Annotated in this window: 4 protein-coding genes; all 4 read left to right on the plus strand. The window is 49.7% G+C overall.

Features of this window, described 5'->3' with window-relative positions; translation table 11 throughout:
• Positions 1-545: RAP domain-containing protein (locus ACO6V1_RS21840; protein ID WP_422468531.1), on the plus strand; the 545-nt coding region annotated here is incomplete at its 5' end.
• Positions 546-713: 168 nt separating this feature from the next.
• A complete protein-coding gene (locus ACO6V1_RS21845; protein ID WP_422468533.1) occupies positions 714-3,773 on the plus strand; it encodes a DUF1601 domain-containing protein in 3,060 nt (1,019 codons plus the stop codon).
• Between the two features lie 76 nt (positions 3,774-3,849).
• A complete protein-coding gene (locus ACO6V1_RS21850; protein WP_422468535.1) occupies positions 3,850-6,249 on the plus strand; it encodes a DUF1601 domain-containing protein in 2,400 nt (799 codons plus the stop codon).
• Between the two features lie 76 nt (positions 6,250-6,325).
• A partial coding sequence (locus tag ACO6V1_RS21855) for a hypothetical protein (protein WP_422468537.1) occupies positions 6,326-6,588 on the plus strand: 263 nt, incomplete at its 3' end.

A 6,588-nucleotide genomic window follows, 5' to 3' on the forward strand; every position in this document is an offset into this window, starting at 1 on the left:
TGTGTCCGATCGTCCCCCATTACCAGACAACCATTTCAAAAACTCAAACCGACTTCCGCGATCAACTTCAATCATGTATTCCCTCTTTACAGATTGAAGCAGAAAGGAGTCTGAACTCATTACCTCCGGTTGATCTGCTACTGCCAGACCACAATATTATTATTGAAATTCAGGGACCCTCTCATTACGTGTGTGGTGATTTCAAAACCAGGACTGGTTCGACTCTGCTGAAAATCGCACTGCTGCAAAAAGCAGGATTTGAGGTCATTGAAATCCCCACTAACACCTTTTGGAACCCGGATTCAATAAAACGATGTATTGATCAAATAAAGACCAGGGTGGACATCCCGCCTCAGGGCCATGGCTCTGTATCATATAAAATCGGGTGGGCAGATGAGGCAAACGTTACCGTCGATAAAGGGTGTCAATCCTCAGATTACTGTTACTTAACCGCCGAAGAACATTTAGAAAAGCAAACGGGCAAACCAACAAAAAGAAAAAGGAAGAGAAAAAAAAAGCCAATAACCTCTTCCCTTTCATCATGACTCAAGAACTGTGTTCATATTCCAGGGATGGAGCGCCAGCGTTGAATACCTGTTGCCCAAAATGATTTGAAAATAACGGATTGGTTTTACAGGCATTACAGTAAAATGAACTTCTGAACAGAACAGCAGTCTGCTTTTTATACTTTCATGAATTAATGAAATATAATTATGGACAGAAGCTCTGCAGGTATCAGTGGTAAATACGCAAGATCAGATAATGCTTACAACCAACCGAATGACCATGCCGCTTCTTCAAGGCGTGGGCGATACAGGCATGCCACAGTCAGACAATGGGATCCTCCCCCCCGTACAGCCCCGGGGCGTAATGAATTTTACCAATCTTCTGCCCCATGCCCTTCTCAATATTTACCGCGCCGTTCCGTAAATCCTGCTCAAGATTTTAATGCGTTCACCCAACAGGAAATAATGGATGGCCTGGTGAGTAAATCGTATCGTTTCGGTCATCGCTATGATGGGAGAGATCACGGCCTATATGCCAATTCAATTAAAAAATACACGTCAGCTGCTAAAAGACCGTTAAATCGGGTTGAACAAAGCCAGCTGATGCGTTTGCTGCAAAATTTTACAGTAACACGGTGTTGGAATTGGCGAAGCCTGACGACAACAATGCACTCATTTACTTCAGCGGGTGTTTTTACCCCTCATAAACCGATGGATCAGCGTGTTAAGCGTACACAAGCTGCCGTATTGTCGACGCTACTGGATGCAATAATATTCAAGTGCAACCGAAAAGCTAAAGCATGGGATATTGATGCCCGGGGAATCGCCAACCTGCTTTGGGCCATGGCGAAACTGGTGGACAACGGGCAGGAGCAGACACCAGAGTTCCAAGAGGCCGTGGTCGCGCTGATGCCCCATGTAAACGCAAATAAAGACCAATTTATCCCCCAGCAAATTGCCAACCTGCTGTGGGCCATGGCGAAACTGGTGAACAACGGGCAGGAGCGGACACCAGAGATCAACGAGACCGTGGCCGCGCTGTTGCCCCATGTGAACGAACAGAAAGACCAATTAATTCCTCAGCATATCACCATCCTGCTGTGGGCCATGGCCAAACTGGTGGACAACGGGCAAGAGCGGACACCCGGTCTCAACGAGACGGTGGCCACGCTGTTGCACCTCGTGAACGCACAGAAAGACCAATTTAATGCCCAGGGGATCGCCAACCTGCTGTGGGCCATGGCAAAACTGGTGGACAACGAGCAGGAGTGGATAACAGGGTTCAAAGGGACCGTGGCCGTGCTGTTGCCCCATGTGAACGCACAGAAAGACCAATTTATTCCTCAGGCTATCGCCAACCTGCTGTGGGCCATGGCGAAACTGGTGGACAACGGGCAGGAGCAGACAACAGAGTTCGAAGAGGCCATGGCCGCGCTGTTGCCCCAGGTGAATACACAGAAAGCTAACTTTAAACCACAGGAAATCACCAACCTGCTATGGGCCATGGCGAAACTGGTGGACAGCGGGCAGGAGCAGACAACAGAGCTCAAAGAGGCCGTAGCCGCGCTGTTGCCCCACGTGAACGCACAGAAAGATCAATTTAATGCCCAGGATATCGCCAACCAGCTGTGGGCCATGGCGAAACTGGCGAACGAAGGGCAGGAGCAGACACCAGAGCTCAAAGAGGCCGTGGCCTCGCTGTTTCCCCATGTGAACGCACAGAAAGGCCAGTTTATTCCTCAGCATATCGCCAACCTGCTGTGGGCCATGGCGAAACTGGTGGATAATGGGCAAGAGCAGACACCAAGGCTCAAAGAGGCCGTGGCCGCGCTGTTGCTCCTCGTGAACATACAGAAAAACCAATTTAAGGCCCAGGGAACCGCCAACCTGCTGTGGGCCATGGCGAAACTGGTGGACAACGGCCTGGAGCGGACACCAGGGCTCAACGAAGCCTTGGCCGCGCTGTTGCCCCACGTGAAAGCACTGAAAGACCAATTTATTCCTCAGCATATCGCCAACCTGCTGTGGGCTATGGCGAAACTGGCGGACAAAGGGCAAAAGCAGACACCAAGGTTCACAGAGGCCGTCGCCGCCCTGCTAACCTGCGTGAACGCACAGAAAGCTAACTTTAAACCACAGGAAATCGCCAACCTGCTGTGGGCCATGGCGAAACTCGTGGACAACGGGCAGGAGCTGACACCGCTGCTCAAAGAGGCCGTGGCCGCGCTGTTGCCACTCGTCAACACAGCGAAAGCTAACTTTAACCCACAAGAAATCGCCAACCTGCTGTGGGCCATGGCGAAACTCGTGGACAACGGGCAGGAGCTGACACCAGGTCTCAAAGAGGCTGTGGCCGCGCTGTTGTCTCTCGTGAACGCACAGAAAGACCAATTTATGCCTCAGCATATCGCCAACCTGCTGTGGGCCATGGTAAAACTGATGGACAACGGTCAGGAGCGGACACCAGAGCTCAAAGAGGCCGTGGCCGTGCTGTTGCCCCTCGTGAACGCACAGAAAGCAAACTTTAAACCAAAGGAAATCGCCAACCTGCTGTGGGCCATGGCGAAACTGGGCGAGCTTGTAGAGCTGAATGTGGTTACCTCCACGTCCGAATCGCTTATCTACAAAATCATTGACAACCCTCAGCTCTCTCAGAAAGGCATATTGATGTCTCTCTGGGGAGTCATGGTATTGTGTGCCAGGTTGGCTCTAGACTCTAATGCCAATAAAAATAACTTGCTTGAAAAGCACATGGATGACCTGTTTACTCGCCTGGAAAATACATCCCCGGATAATGAAGAGGATCAACACATCATTTCCATGGCCACCAGTTGGCTTGGGAGAACGTGTCCGGTCATCCCCCATTACCAGACAAACAATTCAAAAACTCAAACCGACTTCCGCGATCAACTCCAGTCATGCCTTCCATCTTTGAATATTGAAGAAGAAAAGAGTCTGAACTCATTACCTCCGGTTGATCTGCTACTGCCAGACCACAATATGGTGATTGAAATTCAGGGACCGTCTCATTACGTGAGTGGTGATTTCAACACCAGGAATGGTTCGACTCTGCTGAAAATCGCACTGCTGCAAAAAGCAGGATTTGAGGTCATTGAAATCCCGGTTAACCAGCTCAGGAGCCGGGATTCAATAAAACTATACATTGATCAAATAAAGACCAGGATAAACATCCCGCCACAGGATCATGGCTCTGTATCACTTAAAAGCGGGTCGGCAGATGAGAAATACGGCACTGCTTATATATAAACATTTCAGCAAAATGAACTTCTGAACTGTACAGCAGTCTGCTTTTTATATTTTCATGAATTAATGAAATATAATTATGGATAGAAGTTCTGCTGGTATCAGTAGTAAATACGCAAAATCAGATAATGATTACAACCAACCGAATGACCATGCCGCTTCTTCAAGGCGTGTGCAATATAGACATGGTACAGTCGAACAGTGGGATAATCCCCTCCGTACTACCCCGGGGCGTAACGATTTTTACCACTCTTCTGACGCTTGCTCTTCTCAAAATCTAATGTTCCGCTCAGTGAACTCTGCTCAAGATTTCAATGCCCTCATTAAACAAGAAGTAATGGATGATCTGGTGAGTAAATCATATCGTTTCGGTCATCGCTATGATGGGAGAAATCACGGTCGATATGCCAGTTCAATTAAAAAATACACGTCAGCTGCTAAAAGACCGTTAAATCGCGCGGAACAAAGCCAGCTGATGCGCTTGCTGCAAAATTTCACAGCAACGCGGAGCTGGAATTGGCGAAGCTTGACGACAACACTGCATTCCTTTACTTCAGCGGGTGTTTTTACCCTCCATAACCCCATAGATGAGCGTGTTGAGCGTACTCAAGCTGCCTTATTGTCAACGCTACTTGATGCAATAATATTTAACTGCAACCAAAAACCTGAAGCGAGGAATATTGATCCCCAAGGCATAGCCAATCTGCTGTGGGCCATGGCGAAACTGGTAGACAACGGGCAGGAGTGGACATCAGGGCTCAAAGAGGCCGTGGCCGCGCTGTTGCCCCACGTGAACGCACAGAAAGACCAATTTATTCCTCAGCATATCGCCAACCTGCTGTGGGCCATGGCGAAACTGGTGAACAACGGGCAGGAGCGGACACCAGAGTTCAAAGAGGCCATGGCCGCGCTGTTGCCCCACGTGAACGCACAGAAAGACAAATTTAATCCTCAGCATATCGCCAACCTGCTGTGGGCCATGGCGAAACTGGTGGACAACGGGCAGGAGCGGACACCAGAGTTCAAAGAGGCCATGGCCGCGCTGTTGCCCCACGTGAACATACAAATAGCGAACTTTAACCCACAGGAAATCGTCAATCTGCTGTGGGCCATGGCAAAACTGGTGGATAACGGGCAAGAGCAGACACCAAGGCTCAAAGAGGCCGTGGCCGCGCTGTTGCCCCTCGTGAACATACAGAAAAACCAATTTAATGCCCAGGGAATCGCCAACCTGCTGTGGGCCATGGCGAAACTGGTGGACAACGGGCAGGAGCGGACACCGGGGCTCAACGAGGCCGTGGCCGCGCTGTTGCCCCACGTGAAAGCACTGAAAGACCAATTTATTCCTCAGCATATCGCCAACCTGCTGTGGGCGATGGCGAAACTGGCGGAGAAAGGGCAAAAGCAGACACCAAGGTTCAAAGAGTCCGTGGCCGCCCTGCTACCCTGCGTGAACGCACAGAAAGCTAACTTTAAACCACAGGAAATCGCCAACCTGCTGTGGGCAATGGCGAAACTGGTGGACGACGGGCAGGAGCAGACACCAGAGATCAAAGAGACCGTGGCCGCGCTGTTGCCCCACGTGAACGCACAGAAAGCCAACTTTAAACCACAGGGTATTGCCAACCTGCTGTGGGCCATGGCGAAACTGGTGGACGACGGGCAGGGGCAGACACCAGAGATCAAAGAGACCGTGGCCGCGCTGTCGCCCCACGTGAACGTACAGAAAGCTAACTTTAATCCACAGCAAATCGCTAATTTGCTCTGGGCCATGGCAAAACTGGGTGAGCTCGTTGAGCTGAACGTGGTTAAATCGACGTTCGAATCTCTTGTCTACCGAATCAGTGAAAAACCTCAGCTCTCTCAGCAAGCGATATTGATGTCTCTCTGGGGAGTCATGGTATGCTGTGCCAGGTTGTCTCTAGACTCTAATACCAATAAAAATAACTGGCTTGAAAAGCACATGGATGACCTGTTTACTCGCCTGGAAAATACATCCCCAGATAATGAAGAAGATCAACGCATCATTTCCCTGTCCGCCAGTTGGCTTGAGAGAACGTGTCCGATCGTCCCCCATTACCAGACTAACCTGTCAAAACCTCAAGCCGACTTTCGCACTCAACTCCAATCATGCATTCCCTCTTTGCAGATTGAAGAAGAAAAGAGTCTGAACTCATTACCTCCGGTTGACCTGCTACTGCCAGACCACAACATGGTGATTGAAATTCAGGGACGGTCTCATTACGTGAATGGTGATTTCAACACCAGGAATGGTTCGACTCTGCTGAAAATCGCACTGCTGCAAAAAGCAGGATTTGAGGTCATTGAAATCCCGGTTAACCAGCTCAGGAGCCGGGATTCAATAAAACTATATATTGATCAAATAAAGACCAGGGTGGACATCCCGCCACAGGGTCATGGCTCCGTATCACTTAAAAGCGGGTCTGCAGATGAGAAATACGGCACTGCTTATATATAATCATTTCAGCAAAATGAACTTCTGAACCGCACAGCAGTCTGCTTTTTATATTTTCATGAAGTAATGAAATATAATTATGGACGGAAGCTCTGCCGGTATCAGTGGTCAATACGCAAGATCCGATAATAATCATAACCGAGCGGGTGGCCGTGCTGCTGCTTCGAGGCGTGGACGATACCGACAGGCCACGGTCAGGCAGTGGGATGATACCCCACGAACAAACCCGGGGCGTACTACATTTTACCGTTCTTCTGACGCACGCCCTTCTCAACATCTACAGCGCCGTTCAGTTAACCCTGCTCAAGATTTTAAGGCGCTCATCAAACCAGAAATAATGGC

This window comes from Endozoicomonas sp. ALC013 (genome assembly GCF_049310205.1).
GTDB lineage: Bacteria > Pseudomonadota > Gammaproteobacteria > Pseudomonadales > Endozoicomonadaceae > Endozoicomonas.